The following is a 15064-nucleotide window of genomic DNA, read 5'->3' on the forward strand; positions in this document are numbered from 1 at the left end:
GTACCTCTTACCATAAAGTAGCATACATAATAGCTTTTATTGTATGCATTCTATTTTCAGCTTCATCAAATACAACAGATTGAGGTCCTTCAATAACTTCATCAGTAACTTCCATTTCAGGAATTCCGAATTTTTCGAAAATTTCTCTACCGATAACAGTTTTTTGATCGTGGAATGAAGGTAAGCAGTGCATAAAGATAGCAGTTTCTTTAGCATTTGCCATAACTTCTTTGTTTACTTGGTATGGTTTTAATAATTTAATTCTTTCAGCCCAAACTTCGTCTGGTTCACCCATTGATACCCAAATATCTGTGTAAACTACATCAGCATTTGTAGTAGCTTTTTTAACATCTTCTTCAAAGCTTACTGTACAATGAGTTGCTTTAGCGATTTCTAGTGCTTTTTCTCTTAATTCTTCTTCTGGCCATAATTCTTTTGGAGCACAAGCAGTGAAGTTTACACCCATTTTAGCACAAGCTATCATTAGTGAGTTACCCATGTTGTTTCTTGCATCTCCCATATATACAAAGTTTAATCCTCTTAAATATCCGAATTTTTCTTCAATTGTTAAAAGGTCAGCTAACATTTGAGTTGGGTGGAATTTGTCTGTTAAACCATTCCATACAGGTACTCCTGCATATTCTCCTAATGTTTGAACTAATTCTTGGCTGAATCCTCTATATTCAATACCATCATACATTCTTCCTAATACTCTTGCAGTATCTTCAATAGATTCTTTTTTACCCATTTGAGATGAACCTGGATCTAAGTAAGTAACTCCCATACCTAGGTCCATACCTGCAACTTCGAAAGAACAACGAGTTCTAGTTGAAGTCTTTTCAAATAATAATACTATATTTTTTCCTTCTAAATAACGGTGAGGAGTTCCGCTTCTCTTTAAATCTTTGAAATTTCTAGAAAGATCTAAAAGGTAACGAATTTCATCACTTGTAAAGTCTAATAATGTTAGGAAATTTCTTCCTCTTAAGTTTTTGCTCATAACAATTCTCCTTTAAATTATATTTGGTACAATAAAAGTACCCATACACTCTTATTATACAATATTTACAAAAAAATTCAGGACATTTTATTTACCAAAATTTGTATTACTCTTTATTTATTTCTTTGACATTTGATTTGCGTTTTTTTACTTTACAAATTAATACTACGATTTTTATATATTAAATCTATAATTATCTAAAAAGATTTACTTTCCACTAAATTCCATAATTTTTTTAGTATGACTTTTAAATATTGCTTAAAATTTATTATTTTAGATATAAAATTAAACACTTTATACTTAAGTTGTTTTTATTATTTTTATACTTATTTTTACTCTTTTTATTATTTAATTTGTCCTTTGATTTATTATAATTGTTTAAAAATATTAATTTTAAAATTTATTTAATTTATATAATGATTTTTTTTTATAATTTTTATATAAAAAAGACACTTTCTTATAGATAATTTATCATATTAAGTGCAACAAAAAACTCATAGAGAATCTATGTTAAAATATAGGTGACTAAACTAACAATTAACAGTAGGATTACTCTATGGGTTACAAACATATTACCATATTTGAAAGAAGTTGTATATACCAATTTTTAAATTTAGGAATGAGTATAAGGTAAATAGCAAAAGCAATTAAGAGGTATCCTAGTACAATTTCAAGAGAAATTAATAGAAACAAAATTAAAACTAATAATAAAAATTCATCTTTTAAGAGGTATTTTCCAATAGTCGCTCAAAAGAAATATGAAAAAAGAAGAATAGAATATAAAAGAAATTCTAAATTTGATCACAATTCGATAAAATATATAGAAGCCAAAATATTATAACAATGGTCTCCAGAACAAATATATCAAGGGAGTAGTTTATAAAATGTTAAAACCACATCAACTTCCACTTTGAGCATGATTTTTCACATCTACAAAAGATTATGTCCTGGGACGAGTACTCCTTTACTAAGGGAAAGATGATCTTTATTGCTCAAGATTTTGAAAAGCTAAATATCATCACTGTTCTTGAGGGCAGAACACAAGCGTTATCCGAAATCACTTTATTAGATACGATAGAGCTATTCGCTGTCAGGTGAAAATTATTATTATGGATGGGTTTAGTCCTTGAAAATTTTAAAACTAGAATTCTCATTGCTTTGAATACCAAAAAGGAGAGAACCAATTTGGTCCTCTCCAGGTTGTAACTTTTTATCAACCCACTACAGTTGATAAAGAGTCTTTTTTTCTTATTTAATCTTGAAAAATTGAGCAATAGCCACAATACCTTGATAAATAAAGACAAAGGCAATGTTGTAACTAATGAATATACTAGTCATCAATGGGTGTCCCATCATGATTAAACCTACTACGATTCCTAAAATCCCCATCCAAACTAGAGGATTACCTACCGATTTATCAATCTTACGAACCTCGAAACCAACGATAGTTTTTGTAATACCATTTGTTAAGGCCCAGATAGAAATGATAAATGGTACAAAAAATACCATTTCAATAAAGCTACCTGAGAACAAAGTAAGAGCGAGGATAAGGGTAACAATTCCCCCAAATAAATTCCAGCCATGCTTTTCTTCTGATTTGAAGTATTGTACAATCTCAGAAATCCCTTGAACTACAAATACAAGCGCAAACAAGAAAGTCATGGAAGCCAAGCTAACAGCAGGATATGCAATCATATTAAAACCTGTCAAAACTGCAAAAATACCCGCGATTAATAACAACCATTTCCAATTTTTCGACATTATTTTTCTCCTTTCTTAGAGGACTCTTCCTCTAGTATTCCATAAATCATCATATCCAGTACTTGTGATAATTGACGTTCATATCCTGAAACCAAGTCAGGCAAACTGCTATCTGACGAAACAGTTAAATAATAGGAGCGAAACATATCCTGAATCAATCGCAGATAGGCCATAGCTCGCTTCTCATCAATATGCTCTTTCAGTTTGGATTCTGATATAAGTTTTTGACAAACTTGTTCATTCAAGTCCAAAAAGATAGCTTTCTGGGGTGCTATGTCTGCTTCCAATTCTTCTGGTGTCGCAATCATTGCCTCAAAGAAAATGTGGCTATGTTCTGGGTATTGCTGATAAAATTGGTGACGTCTTTCCATATAATCAGCTAAAGAGGACACTTGACCATCCACCCCTAGAAACACTGCCAAAGCTTTCTCAAAACTCTCTTGAATACAAGTTAGATAGAGGTCTGATTTCCCTGAAAAATTATGATACAAAACTCCTTTGGAAATACCATCCACTTTACAAAGTTCATTGATTACAAAACCTTGATAGCCTTTTGTAGCAAATTCAACCAAAGCAGCTGTAATGATTTTCTCTCTTCGTAGTCTTGTTTTTTCTTCTTTTTTCATGTGTTCACCTCTACAATTGTTAATTATATACCCTTTAGTCTAAAATATTAATCAACTTTCTCAAAAATTTATCAAAATGTAAGAAAACAACTTACGATGATAACGCTAGTGGTGGCTTTTCAATGGATAAACTTGTTGTTCTAGTGACACCGAAATAAACTTGAACTTCTTTTCCAAAAACGTTAAACTTCTGTTCTTCTATCTTTAAAGAATAGATTATGGGCATTGGGAAGGAGACACAGTAGAATCTGTAAGATTTGACCTCAAGAGAAAAAGTAAATATTGTTTTTTTACATTAGTAGAAAGAAAATCAAGATATTGTAAGGTCATTTTACTACCAGATAGAACAGAAAAGAATGTTACAAGAGCGGTTATAGATGCTTTAGGAGATTTACCAAAAGAAATGGTAAAAACAATAACCTTTGATAGAGGAAAAGAATTTTCAGGATACTTGAAAATAGAAGAAAAATTAGAATGTAAAACATATTTTTGTGATCCATATTGTGCTTGGCAAAAAGGAACAAATGAAAATACAAATGGACTTCTAAGAGAATATTATCCAAAGGGGATGGATTTATCTCAAGTGAATGAAGAAGAATTAGAGTTAGTACAATCAAGGCTTAATAATAGACCTAGAAAATGTATAAATTTTAAAACACCTAACAAAGAATTGTTTGGAAACTTATATTAAATGTTGCACTTGACTTAACAATTTACCAGTAGAAAAATCTTTACATATAAAAGATTATGATTTATACTTATAATATAGTCATTAATTTAGTAAACTTTTTAGGAGAAATTATGAATAAACAAATTGGAATAGAGATACAAAACAAAGCTAATTCGTATATAAACGAAGAGAGTATGTATAGTATTGATAGAGAAATTATTACATCCCCCACAAAAGGACTTTTTCATCAATCAGCAAGATTTTTACTTATAAAAAAAGGTTCTGCTAAGATTAGAATACAAAATAATATATATGAAATAAAAGATAGAACTCTAGTTTGTATTTTACCTTGGGAATATACAGAAGTTGTAGAAGTATCAAAAACTATGCAGTATTTTATTCTTAAATATAACTTCGATAGTGCTAATAAAATAATAAAGTCATTTTATAATGTCGATGCAGAAAATTTAAGTTTAATAAACTCATTTTATGATAATCCCGTTATTCACTGTAATTCTGAACAATTCAAATATTTTTCTAATGTTTTTGATATGTTAAGAGAAGAACTGGGAGAGGACTCATCATTATATAATAAAAATGAAAATCCTATATCTTCTGCTTATGTACTAAATAAAATAATCGACTTAATTATAACTTACAGAAGATTGCAAGACGAAGAGGATAATAACAAGAAGAGAAAAGTAGATGAAAGTTTTGATAAAATTAATATATTTAGATACATCCACGCTCATTTAAGTGAAAAATTAACAATTTCATCAATTTCCAAACTATTTTTCATGAGTGAGTCTACAATAAATAGATATGTAAAAGAAACAACAGGTCTTTCTTTTAATAATCTAATAAATGAGATGAGAATCGGAAAAACGATGGATATGCTACTATATACAGATTTAGATATTGAAGAAATCGCTGAAATAACAGGATTTTCCGACCGTTCTCACCTATCAAAAGTATTTACAGCAAGAACAGGACAAAATCCAAATAAATATAGACAGACTTTCAACAAAGTTTCTCAAATCTGTCAAATTGAAAATATAAGAAAATTTTACAGAATATTAAATTTTGTAGTCAAAAATTCTAGCGAAGACATTGAAATTGAAAGTATATGTAAGGACTTTTCAATATCAATTACAGAAGTTAATAGACTATTTATATATTATGTAGAAAAGAACTTTAAAAACTTTTTAAATTTTGTAAGAATAAACAAATCAACAAAATTATTATTAAAAACAGACATGCAAATAACTGATATTGCATTTGAAGTCGGATATAACACAGTTAAAACATTTAATAGAAATTTCCTAAAATATCAAAAGATGTTACCAACTGAATTTAGAAAAAACTTAAAATTACAAGATAAAGAAATATAATAAAAGCTGTTGAACAATTCAACAGCTTTTATTATTGTGAAACAACAAGGTTTCCGGGAACCCACCCGATGCGAAGCATCGTGGAAGGGTGGGGTTCTTACTTTTCAACAGAATAATAACATCTTTTTGGAGAAATAACTTTTTCTTCTGTCTTTAGTTTTTTTAAAACTTTATCTACTTCAGTCTTATCTACTCCTAATTTTTCGGAAATTTCTCCACTTTTAAGAGGCTCTGAAGATTTTAGTAAATCAATAATTTTTTCATTTAATTCCATTATTATCCCTCCTTTTACTTGATATTAATATTATACCAAAAATCCCCCACTTAAAAATAGACAAAAAAAATCCTGCACTCGCAGGAATAATAGCAATCCGTAACAGATTTCTCGAATTACAGATCTGGTGCCCAGAGGCGGAATCGAACCACCGACACGAGGATTTTCAGTCCTCTGACTCTTTCAGATGATAATTATTTATTAACTATTCAATTTTATTTACTTTTTAAGATTTTCATTATTTTATTTTTTCATAACTCATCTTTTCGTACTTTGTACTAGACTAAGATATTAACACAAAATATCTTCGACTTCTTCTCGATATTTTGGTTACTCTCTTATACCGACTTTTCGCTATCTGGGCCTAATATAATCTTCTAAAAATGAGTAAAAAAAATCCTGCACTCGCAGGAATAATAGCAATCCGTAACAGATTTCTCGAATTACAGATCTGGTGCCCAGAGGCGGAATCGAACCACCGACACGAGGATTTTCAGTCCTCTGCTCTACCGACTGAGCTATCTGGGCATATTATTTTTTTTACTTTGTAATACTATGTAAATGGCAGGGGTAGAAGGAATCGAACCCTCATCAGCGGTTTTGGAGACCGACATTCTACCGTTGAACTATACCCCTACAATATCAATCCTTTATTATAGCTCTATAAAATAAGAGATATTTCTAAAAAAGAAATATCTGCAGATAATTTGGTGGGCCTTCAGGGACTTGAACCCGGGACCTACCGGTTATGAGCCGGGCGCTCTAACCAACTGAGCTAAAGGCCCAAATTATTGGCGGAGAAAGAGGGATTTGAACCCTCGCATCCCGTAAAGGATCTACTCCCTTAGCAGGGGAGCCTCTTCAGCCACTTGAGTATTTCTCCATTGTGGCGGAGAGGGTGGGATTCGAACCCACGTGGGCGTGAACCCAAACGGTTTTCAAGACCGCCTCGTTATGACCACTTCGATACCTCTCCATGAATGGTGATCCATCGGGGATTCGAACCCCGGACACCCTGATTAAAAGTCAGGTGCTCTACCGGCTGAGCTAATGAATCATAAAATTGGCTGGGGTAGCAGGACTCGAACCTGCGGAATGCTAGAGTCAAAGTCTAGTGCCTTACCGACTTGGCTATACCCCAAAGGTTGGCGCACCTAAGAGGATTCGAACCTCTGGCACACGGATTAGAAGTCCGTTGCTCTATCCAGCTGAGCTATAGGTGCAAAATGGAGCGGGTGAAGGGAATCGAACCCTCGCAACCAGCTTGGAAGGCTGGGGCTCTACCACTGAGCTACACCCGCATATAATCTCAAACTTTATGGTCTTAACAAAAATTAAATTGGTGGAGGAGAGTGGATTCGAACCACTGAAAGCGCAGCTAACGGATTTACAGTCCGTCCCCTTTGGCCACTCGGGAACTCCTCCATATAACCTACATAAAGTAGATTGGAGCTGGTGGGAGGACTTGAACCCCTAACCTACTGATTACAAGTCAGTTGCTCTACCAATTGAGCTACACCAGCATATTAGTGGCGACCTGGATGGGACTCGAACCCACGACCTCTAGCGTGACAGGCTAGCATTCTAACCAACTGAACTACCAGGCCTTATTTGGTGGGCACAATAGGGCTCGAACCTATGACCCCCTGCTTGTAAGGCAGATGCTCTCCCAACTGAGCTATGCGCCCAAATATAACCACAAACCTACTAAATAAAAGTGGTGACCCCACCGGGATTCGAACCCGGGTTACCGCCGTGAAAGGGCGATGTCTTAACCGCTTGACCATGGGGCCTCATCAATCAATTTCTGTTTTAAAATTGACTGCCTAATAATTATATACCATAACTAACTATTTGTCAATACTTTTTTGATTTTTTTGAATTCAAACTCTTTTAAAAATGCATATCTTAAACAGTTACTCGAATATTATACACTTTATTTTTTTAGTTGTCAACACTTTTTTTAAAAAATTTTTTTTGAAATTTACAATTCTAAATTCGGTTCAACATTTAAAGTTAAATCACTTCTAACCCCTGAAATATACTCATAGTAGCCAGAAGATGCTATCATTGCAGCATTATCTGTGCAAAGTATTTTTGACGGAAAATACGATTTGAAATTATTCTTTTCACACATTTTTTCTATCTCTGTTCTTAATGTATTATTAGCTGAAACCCCACCTGAAACTACAAGTTTATCCAAGTTTTTCTCTTTCATAAGTCTTTCTGTTTTGTAGATTAGAACGTCGAAAACTGCTCTTTGGAAGCTAGCACAGACATCTTCTTTTGAAATTTCTTCATTTTTTTGTTTTTTACTATTTAAATAGTTAAGAACTGCTGTTTTTAATCCACTAAAACTAAAGTTATAACTATTTTTATCAAGCATTACCCTAGGAAAATCTATAGCTTCTTCATTTCCAAGTTTTGCTAGTTTTTCAACTTCTGGACCTCCTGGATAATTCATTCCAAGGCATCTTGCTACCTTATCATAAGCTTCTCCACAAGCATCATCAATTGTCTTTCCTATAACTTCCATATCATTATAACCTTTAACATGCACAAGATAAGTATGTCCTCCCGATACTAAAAGACATATAAATGGAGGTTCTAATTCTTTATGTGTTATTAAGGCAGCACAAATATGACCTTTCATATGGTTAACTCCTATTAAAGGTTTTTTACAAGCATATGATAAAGCCTTTGCTTCAGAAATTCCAACAAGTAAAGCTCCTACAAGTCCAGGACCTTTAGTTACAGCAATAGCATCTATTTCTTCTATAGTAATTTTAGCCTCATCTAAAGCTTCTCTCACTATATTATTAATAACTTCTAAATGCATTCTACTAGCCACTTCTGGAACAACTCCTCCGAATTTTTTATGCATATCTATTTGAGAAGAAATTACATTAGAAATAACTTCCCTACCATTTTTTACAACAGCAACACTTGTTTCATCACAACTGCTTTCTATTGCCATTATTTTAATATCTTTCATTAAATTACCTCTTTTAACATCATAATTCCATTTTCTTTTGGATTATTATAATAGTCAACAATTTTTCTAATTTCTACAAATCCACATTTTTTGTATAAATTTCTTGCAGGTATATTGTTTTCTCGTACTTCTAAAAATACTTTAGAAACATCTCTTAACTTTAATTCTTTTATTAAAAATTCAATGAGATTATAAGCTATTTGTTTGTTTCTAAAATCTTTTGAAACGACAATTTTATAGATTTCTGCTTCATCAAAAATTTGATTAAATAAAACATAACCTACAACATCTTTCTCTTTTGCTACTAATACTTTCTTATTTTCAATATATTCAATATAAAATTTTTCATCAAAATTATTAGAAAAATACTCTTTATCAAAATTCAAAATATCAAATACATCTTCACTTACTGCATATCTGTATGAAATCATCTACTTACCTTTATTCTCCAAATCTCTTTGTGCTTGTGAAAGCCTAACATACTCAGGACTCAAACTAAAACAGTCCGAAATATCTCCTCTTTCAAATTTTTGTTTCCCTATAACACATGCATTTTTTGAAATGCAACTATTTAAACAAGCAGGAGTGATTTCAAAATTTTTATTTTCTAAAATTCTATCCTTGTAATGATTAACACAATCACCAACAAATACAAATTCACCTTTATCTGAGAATTCGTCCAAAAGTTCATCAATAGTCAAAAGAGCAGGAGCAACTATATTTTCGTTGTTTATTCCCTCATAAACTCCATAATAGACTCTTTCACCTCTTGCATCTATCAAAGGAATTTTCTTTTTATCAGCAAACACTCCAAAAGAAAGAGCTTCCAATGTATTTACAGCAACTATCGGTTTATTTAAAGCCATAGCTAATGCCTTAACAACAGTAACCCCTATTCTTATTCCTGTAAAAGATCCCGGACCAGTTACAGCCACGAATAAATCAATATCTTCTATATCAATATTCAATTTTTTTAGCATTTCATCAACCATAACAAGTAAAATCTCATTATGACTCATACTTTGATTTATGCTAAAATCCCCAACAATATTATTATCATCCATAACCGCACATGAACTGTGAGTTGTTGACGTATCTATCGCTAAAATTTTCATTATAATCCCTCTATAATTTCCAATTCTCTTTTATTATTTCCCTTTATCACTATTTTTCTAGAGTTTTCAGAAACTTTTAAAATTTCAATTTCAATCAAATTTTTAGGAAGTAAATATCCTCCATTTTCTGCCCACTCAATCACAGTAACTCCGTCTGGATAAAAGTAATTTTCATAATCTATTTGGTAAAGTTCTTCTGGAGAATCAATTCTGTATAAATCCATATGATTAAACTCAAATTTTCCAGAATACAAATTAACTAAATTAAAAGTTGGTGAAGTAATATCTTCTTCAATACCTAAATTCTTACCTAAAAATTTAGTAAAAGTAGTTTTCCCAGCTCCAAGATCACCAATTAATGAAATTACATCTCCATTTCTTAATGTTTTTGAAAATCTTTTAGAAAAATTATCACATTCATCTAAAGAATTTAAAATAATCTCTAACAAATTTTCCCTCCTATTTTCTAAATATAAATTATATTTTATTTTATTATAATATATTTTTGATAATTAAATTAATGTTATTATATCACAAAAATTATTTTTATAACAGTAAAACAAAAAGGAGACTAGCAGTCTCCTTAATATTCTTTATTCTGAAATTTTTATATTTAAAACAATCTTTCCAGAAATTGATGGTGGTTGACTATAATCTCCATACCCTTCAACTTCATAGTTTTCAACATAAATATTATAAGCTTCGCGGAACTCATTTTTATCTTGAACTTTTATTTTTATTTTATCTGACTCAAAAGTTAGATTTGGATTCTTTCCTGATTCATCATCTGCGGCTTCAATAGACATATCATTCCAATCTTTTAACGGATTATCTATCTCTATAAAACCATCTTTTATATCATTTTTCTTAACTTTAACTGGAATTTCCAATTTTTCAAAATTGAACATTCTAATTCTATCTTCGTTTTCAGTTGCATCAACAGCACCTCTAGTTGAAAATGTCTTTAGCCAATCAAAATCTTCCTTTGTGATTTCGTCAACAAATAAAGTATTTATTCCATTAAGATTTTTAATATTCTTAATATAATTTTTAAGATTTTCATTTTTATCGATATATAGTCTATGCAATTTTGGTAACTTTTCTAAACTTGAAATATCTGATATCTTATTATTTCTAAGATGTAAAGCTTCAAGATTTTTTAGTTCTTCAAGATTAGAGATATCTGATAACTTATTATCTCTAAGATATAGAGTAATTAATCTTTGCAATTTTGATAAATTAGGTAAATTTACTATTTTATTATTATCTAAATCCAATCTTTCTAAAGTTTCCATATCTTTAATAGGAGTTATATCAGTAATCTCATTATCTTGCAAGCTTAATTGCTTTAATTTTAATTTTTCAAAAGCTTTAATACTACTTAAATTTGTTTGTGAAATAATAACTTTTTCTAAAGATTCATTTTTTGAAAAATCTATATTTTCTGGAAATATTTCTTTTTTTGCGTGTTTATAATCCTGATTTTGATAAATAAATTGTTTTAAATTTGGTGTTTTAGACAAAAAATCAAAATTATTTACATTTCTTGTTAAGTTTGATTTATTTAATTCTACCTTAAATTCTTCTAAATTCTTAGAATATTTTAAAGGTTCTATCATTTTGTCCGTAACATTCTTATCAACAACAACAAAAGTTTTTAACATTTCCATATCTTCTTTAGTAAAATTTTTATCTTTCATTGGCTTATTTTTTTCATTAAAAAGTTTATTTGCTTCATCTGTTAAATTTACATATTTCTTATGAAATTTACTATACTTGTTAAACAAATCAAAATAAAAATCTTTATACTCATCAGATACAATTACTTCATCAACACTAAATTTTAGTTTTACATTCTTTAATGTCCAAGTATATTCATCTAATGACATTTTTAAATTCAAATTCAATTCTTTTCCTTTGTTTTCTGCAATAACATCATCAGATATATTTAAAGTTATCGTATTTGAATCCAAATCATAACTTGCTTCTATTCCATCTTTTCCAGTTGAAATTTCACTAAATGGATTTAAAGCTTCTTCTGCTCCAAAAACTTCTCCTAAAGCAACTCCAAGTTCTTTAATTCCTTTAAATGGAGTTTCGAAAGATACTTCATTAGCATTTACTTCAACAGTTTTTCCTAAATCTACAGTTTGACCTGAAAATTGCATACTTCCAATACCCTCATTTAAAGCGTCTCCAAGTCTTTTTGCAAGATATTCTCCTAATCCTTCATAATTTTTAACTCTATTTCCCGAAATATCTAAATGTTCAATTTTATCAAATCCTTTGATTATTGAAACATCTTCTATTCTATTAGCTGATAAATCTAAAAAAGTTAAATTTTTTAAATTTTTCAAAGGAGTAATATCTGTGATTCCTTTAGATGGTATTTTATGAAGTTCATCTCCTTCAACTGTTACATTGTAATGCAAATCTAATCCTGTTAAATTTGTTAAATTTGCAAGAGGTGATATATCTTCAATTAAATTGTTGTACAATTTTAAAAATTTAAGATTTGTTAATTTTTCTAATGGTTTAATATCAACAATTCTATTTCTTTGAATTTCTAAGTATTCTAATTTAGTTAAATCTTTAAGTGGTGTAATATCTGAAATTTCATTTTCGTTTAATTTTAACTTTTTAAGATTTTTTGCATATTCCAAACCTTTGATACTTTTCATCCCTCTTGTAACAGCAAATTTAAAGTCTTTTGTTCCTGCTAAACTTGTTGGTACCCCAAGTATAGAGTATTTTGCATTTTCGCTAAAATCAGCACTTCCATTGTCTTTTAAAAAAATAGATAATTCAGTTAAGCTTTCCATTTCTTCAACAGTAACTTTTTGGTCATCAGGTCTATTTTTGTCTAAATTTTTATTTATTACTTTTAGTAATTTTCCATCTTCAATATCTACATATCTTTCTGCAGCTTTTGTTAATTTTACATTTGCAAATAATTCAGTCGGATTATTTACATAGTCCATTTCATTTTCAAATTCATATTTAACTTTTACTTCTAGACCATCTTCTGAGATATTATTGAAAGCATCATCACTTAAAGTTAATTTTAATTTACCATTTTCTAAAGCAACGCTAACACCTTCAGCTTCTGTACTAACAGCAGGATTTCCACCTTTAGCGATCTTATCAAGTCCAACATAAGGATTATCAACTTCTACAACCTTATCATTAGCTTCAACATTTTCAATATTTACATTTTGATTATGAATAACTTTTTCAAAAATAGTACTCTTATCATTTATTGGTGAAAAATCTTTAACTTTATTTCCATCAATTTTAACACTCGCAAGTTCATTTAAGTCTTTAAGAGCTGAAATATCAGAAATCTTATTATTTGATAGAACTACGTTTGAAAGCTTGCTTAATGATTTTAAAGCATCTATATTTTCTACATTATTCTTATCTAAATATAAATAAGTTAAGTCTTTTAAATTACTTATAGCTTCAATATTTTCAACATTATTTTTATTTAAGTTTAAGCTTGTTAATTTATTTACTTTTTCTAAGAATGAAACATCTGAAATCTTGTTATTTTGAAGATTTAAATCATCAAGCTTAGTAAGATGTGTTAAATTAAAGTTGTCTAGATTATTTCCCTTTAAGCTTAATTTAGTTAATTTTGTCAAACCATCAATAACGGAAATATCTTTAATTTTATTATTTCCTAAATCTAAATTTTCTAATAATTTTAAGTCTTTTAAAGCACTAATATCTTCAATATTATTATTATCAGCTCTTAAATATGTTAATTTATCAAGACTTTTTACATTACTAATATCTGATATTTTATTTGAATAAATATCTAATAAATTTAATTTTGTAAAGTTTTTAACGATGCTAATATCTGGAACTTTATTAACAGCAATATCAAAATCTTCTAAATTTGTAAGATCTTTCAACGAACTAACATCTGAAATGTTATTATGTGAAATAAATAAATGTTTTAATTGAGTTAAATCCTTTAAAGGAGTAACATCTGATATTTCATTATGAGAAAGTCTTAATAATTCAAGATTTTTAAGTCCAGCAAGTGGTGTTAAATCTTTAATTGCTCCTTCTGAATATCTTATTGCTTCATCGTCATCAGGAATTTCTCCAGATGAAATTGTAAGAGTTTTTAAGTTTTTGCAATATTCAAGACCCTTAATACTACTAACTTCTATAAGTTTATCTTCAGCAGCGTTCATTCCTCTAATTCCAATAGCTTCAATTTTTTCCAAATCACTCTTGTATATTTCATTTGAATTTTTATCTTTTCTATATGATTTATCATTAAGTTTAAAGTTATATTCATTCATTTCAACTTCAAAACTATCTTCACCTTCATAAGCATGTAATTTATCAAGAATGAATTGTTTTAAATTTTCATCTTCAAACTCAACAATTTTATCTTCTTCCTCATTATCAACAGGATTGTTTCCTCCCGGATTGTTTCCTCCTGGATTGTTTCCTCCCTGATTATTTTCTCCAGTAGAATCGGCATCATTCCACAACAACACTCCAGTGTATTCATAAGTATTTCCACTTACAACTATATTTCCACTTAAATCAGCAGAATTTTTGTATTCTGTATCTGCACTTGAACTAAATCCTAAAATTGAAGACATTAATATTCCAGTTCCTACAGCTACTGATAGTAATCTCTTAGCATTTCTTTTCTTTGATACTAATACACAAACTATCCCTACTATTCCCGCAACTGCTATTGTTACATTTACCTTGTAAACTCCACTAATTCCAGTCTTTGCAAGTTTTCCATTCTTTATACTATTTTCAATAGCTTGAACTATTTCAAATTGTAACTTTTCACTTTCTAATACTTTCTTTTCTCCAGCTTTTATATCGCCAAGATTTAATTCTTTTCCCTTAATTATTTTTAAGCCTTTGATATCATCTGATTTTACCTTTACTCCAATCATATCTTTTCCAGTATTATTTTCAACAGAAATTTTAAATACTCCATCTCCATCTGCAATTAAATTAACAGTTAGTCCATCTTTGTTATAAACTACCGTTTCATTAGCTGCATGGCACACTTGTGAAAAAGACAAACCGCATAGTAAAGCTAATCCTAATGCACTTTTCTTATTCATTTAATCCCTCCTAAAAAATAAATATACATCATAAAAATACATATACAATATTATTTTAACATACAATTGTAATTAAGTATAATAGAAAATATTTATGCAAGTAAGATTAACAATTAATTTT

The 15064-nt window shown here is 29.6% G+C and carries 11 protein-coding genes, 14 tRNA genes and 1 pseudogene; 3 read left to right on the forward strand and 23 right to left on the reverse strand.

All coding sequences use genetic code 11. From position 1 onward, the window contains the following. Nucleotides 1-7 precede the first annotated feature (7 nt). Nucleotides 8-1000 (reverse strand): ornithine carbamoyltransferase, encoded by a 993-nt coding sequence (gene argF / locus ACLGL0_RS04660; protein ID WP_314557725.1) that lies wholly within the window; start codon nt 998-1000, stop codon nt 8-10. A gap of 900 nt (nt 1001-1900) precedes the next feature. On the opposite strand from argF, the pseudogene ACLGL0_RS04665 reads away from it, so the two are divergent. Beyond that, nucleotides 1901-2127 (forward strand): annotated as a pseudogene (locus ACLGL0_RS04665) (transposase); the annotation flags it as partial. Between the two features lie 121 nt (nt 2128-2248). On the opposite strand, the gene ACLGL0_RS04670 reads toward ACLGL0_RS04665, so the two are convergent. Both ACLGL0_RS04670 and ACLGL0_RS04675 read right to left on the reverse strand, forming a co-directional pair. After that, nucleotides 2249-2761, reverse strand: a complete 513-nt coding sequence (locus ACLGL0_RS04670) for an HdeD family acid-resistance protein (protein ID WP_411013822.1) — start codon at nt 2759-2761, stop codon at nt 2249-2251. Continuing rightward, entirely contained in the window at nt 2761-3387 is a 627-nt protein-coding gene (locus ACLGL0_RS04675; RefSeq protein ID WP_411013823.1) for a TetR/AcrR family transcriptional regulator, read from the reverse strand. The genes ACLGL0_RS04670 and ACLGL0_RS04675 overlap by 1 nt, the downstream gene beginning before the upstream one ends. Nucleotides 3388-3598: 211 nt before the next feature. Here ACLGL0_RS04675 and ACLGL0_RS04680 point away from each other — a divergent pair, with 211 nt between their 5' ends. Then, the gene (locus ACLGL0_RS04680; RefSeq protein WP_411013909.1) at nt 3599-4078 is read left to right on the forward strand and encodes an IS30 family transposase; all 480 of its coding nucleotides are present in this window, start codon (nt 3599-3601) and stop codon (nt 4076-4078) included. A gap of 110 nt (nt 4079-4188) precedes the next feature. Further along, nucleotides 4189-5448: a helix-turn-helix domain-containing protein gene (locus tag ACLGL0_RS04685; protein WP_411013824.1), complete on the forward strand. Its 1260-nt coding sequence runs from the start codon at nt 4189-4191 to the stop codon at nt 5446-5448. 97 nt (nt 5449-5545) lie between these two features. Here the strand turns inward: ACLGL0_RS04685 and ACLGL0_RS04690 are convergent, their stop codons facing one another. The 20 genes from ACLGL0_RS04690 to ACLGL0_RS04785 all read right to left on the reverse strand — a co-directional run bounded on the left by ACLGL0_RS04690 (nt 5546) and on the right by ACLGL0_RS04785 (nt 14943). Next, nucleotides 5546-5722 carry an HTH domain-containing protein gene (locus ACLGL0_RS04690; protein ID WP_411013825.1) on the reverse strand — a complete coding sequence of 59 codons (177 nt, stop codon included), beginning with the start codon at nt 5720-5722 and terminating at the stop codon, nt 5546-5548. A gap of 452 nt (nt 5723-6174) precedes the next feature. Next, a tRNA-Phe gene (locus ACLGL0_RS04695) sits at nt 6175-6250 on the reverse strand. 34 nt (nt 6251-6284) lie between these two features. Further along, nucleotides 6285-6358, reverse strand: a tRNA-Trp gene (locus ACLGL0_RS04700). A gap of 72 nt (nt 6359-6430) precedes the next feature. Then, nucleotides 6431-6507: transfer RNA gene (locus ACLGL0_RS04705), tRNA-Ile, on the reverse strand. Nucleotides 6508-6514: 7 nt separating this feature from the next. Then, nucleotides 6515-6605, reverse strand: a tRNA-Ser gene (locus tag ACLGL0_RS04710). A 4-nt stretch (nt 6606-6609) separates the two neighbouring features. Next, a tRNA-Ser gene (locus tag ACLGL0_RS04715) sits at nt 6610-6698 on the reverse strand. A 5-nt stretch (nt 6699-6703) separates the two neighbouring features. Continuing rightward, nucleotides 6704-6779, reverse strand: a tRNA-Lys gene (locus tag ACLGL0_RS04720). Between the two features lie 7 nt (nt 6780-6786). Further along, nucleotides 6787-6863 (reverse strand) — tRNA-Gln (locus tag ACLGL0_RS04725). A 5-nt stretch (nt 6864-6868) separates the two neighbouring features. After that, a tRNA-Arg gene (locus tag ACLGL0_RS04730) sits at nt 6869-6945 on the reverse strand. Nucleotides 6946-6949: 4 nt separating this feature from the next. Then, nucleotides 6950-7023, reverse strand: a tRNA-Gly gene (locus tag ACLGL0_RS04735). A gap of 39 nt (nt 7024-7062) precedes the next feature. Beyond that, nucleotides 7063-7147: transfer RNA gene (locus ACLGL0_RS04740), tRNA-Tyr, on the reverse strand. 22 nt (nt 7148-7169) lie between these two features. Then, nucleotides 7170-7245, reverse strand: a tRNA-Thr gene (locus tag ACLGL0_RS04745). 7 nt (nt 7246-7252) lie between these two features. Beyond that, a tRNA-Asp gene (locus ACLGL0_RS04750) sits at nt 7253-7329 on the reverse strand. A 5-nt stretch (nt 7330-7334) separates the two neighbouring features. Then, nucleotides 7335-7410 (reverse strand) — tRNA-Val (locus ACLGL0_RS04755). 30 nt (nt 7411-7440) lie between these two features. Further along, nucleotides 7441-7515: transfer RNA gene (locus tag ACLGL0_RS04760), tRNA-Glu, on the reverse strand. 191 nt (nt 7516-7706) lie between these two features. After that, complete coding sequence (gene tsaD / locus ACLGL0_RS04765; protein ID WP_411013826.1) at nt 7707-8717, reverse strand: tRNA (adenosine(37)-N6)-threonylcarbamoyltransferase complex transferase subunit TsaD; 1011 nt, start codon at nt 8715-8717, stop codon at nt 7707-7709. Next, nucleotides 8717-9148: a ribosomal protein S18-alanine N-acetyltransferase gene (gene rimI / locus ACLGL0_RS04770; protein ID WP_411013827.1), complete on the reverse strand. Its 432-nt coding sequence runs from the start codon at nt 9146-9148 to the stop codon at nt 8717-8719. Before rimI ends, tsaD begins: the two co-directional genes overlap by 1 nt. After that, nucleotides 9149-9832, reverse strand: coding sequence for a tRNA (adenosine(37)-N6)-threonylcarbamoyltransferase complex dimerization subunit type 1 TsaB (tsaB, locus tag ACLGL0_RS04775; protein ID WP_411013828.1), 684 nt, complete (start codon nt 9830-9832; stop codon nt 9149-9151). Then, nucleotides 9832-10281 carry a tRNA (adenosine(37)-N6)-threonylcarbamoyltransferase complex ATPase subunit type 1 TsaE gene (tsaE, locus tag ACLGL0_RS04780; RefSeq protein ID WP_314557734.1) on the reverse strand — a complete coding sequence of 150 codons (450 nt, stop codon included), beginning with the start codon at nt 10279-10281 and terminating at the stop codon, nt 9832-9834. Before tsaE ends, tsaB begins: the two co-directional genes overlap by 1 nt. Before the next feature lie 144 nt (nt 10282-10425). After that, on the reverse strand, nt 10426-14943 hold the full coding sequence (locus ACLGL0_RS04785) for a leucine-rich repeat domain-containing protein (protein WP_411013829.1): 4518 nt from the start codon (nt 14941-14943) through the stop codon (nt 10426-10428). Nucleotides 14944-15064: the final 121 nt, after the last annotated feature.

The organism is Parvimonas pharyngis (genome assembly GCF_046569675.1).
GTDB lineage: Bacteria > Bacillota > Clostridia > Tissierellales > Peptoniphilaceae > Parvimonas.